The sequence below is a fragment of the Microbacterium sp. BF1 genome (assembly GCF_019279095.1).
Taxonomy (GTDB): domain Bacteria; phylum Actinomycetota; class Actinomycetes; order Actinomycetales; family Microbacteriaceae; genus Microbacterium; species Microbacterium maritypicum.
In genome coordinates this window covers 1-2,696 of sequence record NZ_JAGYWT010000344.1, presented here as the reverse complement: position 1 = coordinate 2,696, position 2,696 = coordinate 1, and the positions used below count along the sequence as shown (strand labels likewise).

Here is a 2,696-nt window from a genome sequence, read left to right as displayed (position 1 = left end):
CCGGTGGCAAGGCGAGCGCAGCCATGGACACGAAGTGGGGAGTCGTCGTCATCAGTCCGCGACGCCGCCACCGCACCGCAGGGGTGGGGGAGGTCATGTCAGTCCTTCAGGGTGGGGGTTTCCGTGCGCAGTCGCACGATGCCCCTCCACCCCATCGAAGACGGATGACCGGGGGTTGGCCTTCGGGCGACCGGGAGGTGAACGGGCGTCGCGGGATCGGGCGCACCCGCCCCGGTACGCTGGAACCCATGCTCAACATGGCTGACGGCCTCGCCCGTCTCGGTGCGCTCGCCGAGAATCCGGTCGTCCGCACCCTCGCGACGGCGTTCGAGGATGCCGGGTTCGATCTGGCCGTCGTCGGCGGCCCGGTGCGCGACGCGCTGCTGGGACGCACGACGCACGACCTCGATTTCACGACGAACGCCTCGCCCGACGAGATCCTGTCCATCGTCACGCCGATCTCGACCGCGCAGTGGGACATCGGCCGTGCGTTCGGCACGATCGGCGCACGCGTGCAGCGTGAGCAGGTCGAGATCACGACCTATCGAGCCGACAGCTATGACGGCGTGACCCGCAAACCCACCGTGGAGTTCGGCGACACGATCGACGGCGACCTCGTGCGCCGTGACTTCACCGTCAACTCCATGGCACTGCAGGTGCCGGCAGTGAAGCTCGTCGACCCGACCGGCGGCGTCGAAGACCTCATCGCGGGAGTGTTGCGCACGCCCGCCGATCCTCGGGTCTCGTTCGGCGACGATCCGCTCCGGATGCTGCGGGCGGCTCGCTTCAGCGCGCAGCTCGGCTTCCGTGTCGAGGACGCCACGGCCGAGGCGATCACCGAGTTGCGCGAGACGCTGAAGATCGTGAGCCCCGAGCGCATCCAGTCCGAACTCGTGCGCCTCATGCAGACCGACGACCCGGTGCGCGGCATCCGCGTGCTGGTCGACACCGGACTGATCGACGAGTTCCTCCCCGAGGTCACCGACCTGCGCCTCGAAGTCGATGAGCACCACCACCACAAGGACGTCTACGAGCACTCGCTCACGGTGCTCGCCCAGGCGATCGAGCTCGAGCACTCCCGGCACCCCGGCGCCGCGCCCGACGTGCCGCTGCGCATCGCGGCTCTGCTGCACGACATCGGCAAGCCGCGCACCCGCAAGCTCGAGGCCGGGGGAGTGGTCACCTTCCACCACCACGACGTGGTCGGCTCGCGCATGGCCCGCAAGCGACTGCAGGCGCTGCGCTTCGACACCGATACCACCGACGCCGTCGCGACGCTCATCGAGCTGCACCTGCGCTTCTTCGGATACGCCGAGGGGGCGTGGACGGATGCGGCCGTGCGCCGCTACGTGCGCGATGCCGGTGACCTGCTGGAGCGTCTGCACATCCTCACCCGCGCCGACGTGACCACCCGGAACAAGCGCAAGGCCGGTCGCCTGGCCAGCGCATATGACGACATCGAGGCGCGCATCGCCGCACTGCGCGAGCAGGAGGAGCTCGACTCCATCCGTCCGGAGATCGACGGCAACCGCATCCAGCAGGTGCTCGGCATCAGCCCGGGGCGCGAGGTCGGCGAGGCGTACAGGTTCCTGCTGGATCTGCGTCTGGACGAGGGCGTGCTCGGAACCGAGGTCGCCGAGCAGCGGCTCCGGGAGTGGTGGGCCGCACGCGGCTGACCCGGCTCACCCCTCGCGTCGGCGTTCGAGCTCGGTGAACACCACGCCGCTGTCGTAGGTGACGGTCTCGACCGCGTCGAACTGTTCGGGGCGATAGGGGCGCTCGCCGAACAGGGGGATGCCCGAGCCGAACAGCAGGGGCTGCCGCTTGAGGACGAGGCGGTCGATCTCGTCGGCGAGTGTGGCGGCCAGAGCGCCGCCGCCGCAGAGCCAGATGGCGGCGCCTTCCTCGAGTTTCAGCCGGCGCACCACAGCGATCGGGTCTTCGGACGTGACCTCGAGGTTCTCTCCCTCTGCGGTGCGCGAGCGGCTGAAGACGATCTGGCGCAGGTGCGCGTAGGGGCTGGGCACACCGCCCACCTGATACGTGTTCCACCCCATCAGCACGGTGTCGAAGAGCGCGCGCTTCTGGGGGATGCCGAGCGCTGCGGCCGCGACGGTGGGGAGGGTGTCGGCGAACCGGGCGTTGATGCCCTCCATGTGGTCACCCTCGATGAGGAATGCGTCGAACTCGCCGTTCGGGCCGGCGATGTAGCCGTCGAGGGTGACGGCGGCGTAGTACACGAGCTCTCGCATGATTCTCCAATCACTACATCTGTCTCAGTTACGGTACAACAGGCGTAGTGATTGCGCTAGTGTTCCGTGCATGGTGAAGAACGACTCCCGGCGACGGCTCATCGCGGATGCAGGACTCACGGTGCTCGCACGAGAGGGATCGCGAGGTCTCACGCACCGCGCGGTCGATACCGCCGCGCAGGTTCCGACGGGCACCACCTCGAACTACTTCCGCAGCAGGGACGCCCTGATCGAGGGTCTGGTCGAGCGGATCGGAGAGCGTCTCGCCCCCACCTCCGAAGACCTGGAGCGTCGTGCGACGGCGGAGCCCGGGCCCGCCCTGTTCGCCGACTACATCCGCGACATCGTGCGGCGACTGACCGAGGACCGCGACGTGACGCTCGCGCTGTTCGAGCTGCGACTCGAAGGCGGTCGGCGTCCCGAGGTCGCCGCCGTGCTCGCTGC

3 protein-coding genes are annotated in these 2,696 nt (G+C 68.8%); 2 read left to right on the top strand and 1 reads right to left on the bottom strand.

The features are described from left to right. The first annotated feature begins 248 nt into the window (after window positions 1-248). The gene (locus KZA10_RS11775; RefSeq protein ID WP_127483290.1) at window positions 249-1,676 is read left to right on the top strand and encodes a CCA tRNA nucleotidyltransferase; all 1,428 of its coding nucleotides are present in this window, start codon (window positions 249-251) and stop codon (window positions 1,674-1,676) included. A 6-nt stretch (window positions 1,677-1,682) separates the two neighbouring features. On the opposite strand, the gene KZA10_RS11770 is transcribed toward KZA10_RS11775, so the two are convergent. Further along, window positions 1,683-2,252 (bottom strand): dihydrofolate reductase family protein, encoded by a 570-nt coding sequence (locus tag KZA10_RS11770; RefSeq protein ID WP_055871466.1) that lies wholly within the window; start codon window positions 2,250-2,252, stop codon window positions 1,683-1,685. A 70-nt stretch (window positions 2,253-2,322) separates the two neighbouring features. Between KZA10_RS11770 and KZA10_RS11765 the strand changes: the two genes are divergently transcribed. Continuing rightward, window positions 2,323-2,696: TetR/AcrR family transcriptional regulator (locus KZA10_RS11765; protein ID WP_218682973.1), on the top strand; the 374-nt coding region annotated here is incomplete at its 3' end.